Here is a 524-nt window from a genome sequence, read left to right on the forward strand (position 1 = left end):
CCGCAGCCGGTCGGCGGATTGCTGACCATCCCTTTGTAGTCCCACCCCCAGGMGGTGATCTGGCCGTCGGCGGTCAACGCGASGGARTGATWGTCGCCGCCGRCRATGGCGGTGTAGGTCTGCCCGGCAGACGGGGTGGGCACCGTGGTCTGCCCGTCATGGTTGGTTCCCCAGGCCGTGACCTGGCCGCCGGGCGATACCGCGACCCCAACCGGCGCGGCGACGGAGGGGGTGGCGGCAGCTGCGGCGATGCCGGTCGCCGCCAGCCCGGCGAGGGCGACGCGCAGGATTCGGGATCTGCCTCGGACACGCCGCGGGTGATCGAGCAGTGGGGCGGGCATAGTCGGACTCCTGGGCTGGGGGTAGGTGGTAGCAGGATTCGGGATGGCCAGGCTGAGGATTCCTCGTGATCCCGCGCTGGCGCGGTGCGGCGGGTCAGGAAGCTGAATGTAATCTCCTGGGCTGAGGATAAGTAACTGGAAGCAAGTCAAGTTCATCCGTTTGTAGGACGCACCACCAGAGCG

General features: G+C 68.1%; 1 protein-coding gene. It reads right to left on the reverse strand.

All coding sequences use genetic code 11. The annotated features are described in order from the left end of the window. Positions 1–341, reverse strand: a 341-nt coding sequence (locus tag AC1DQC_RS20260; RefSeq protein WP_477053016.1) for a hypothetical protein, incomplete at its 3' end; no start/stop codon positions are given. Positions 342–524 lie beyond the last annotated feature (183 nt).

The sequence above is a fragment of the Cellulomonas sp. P4_H12 genome (assembly GCF_056400905.1).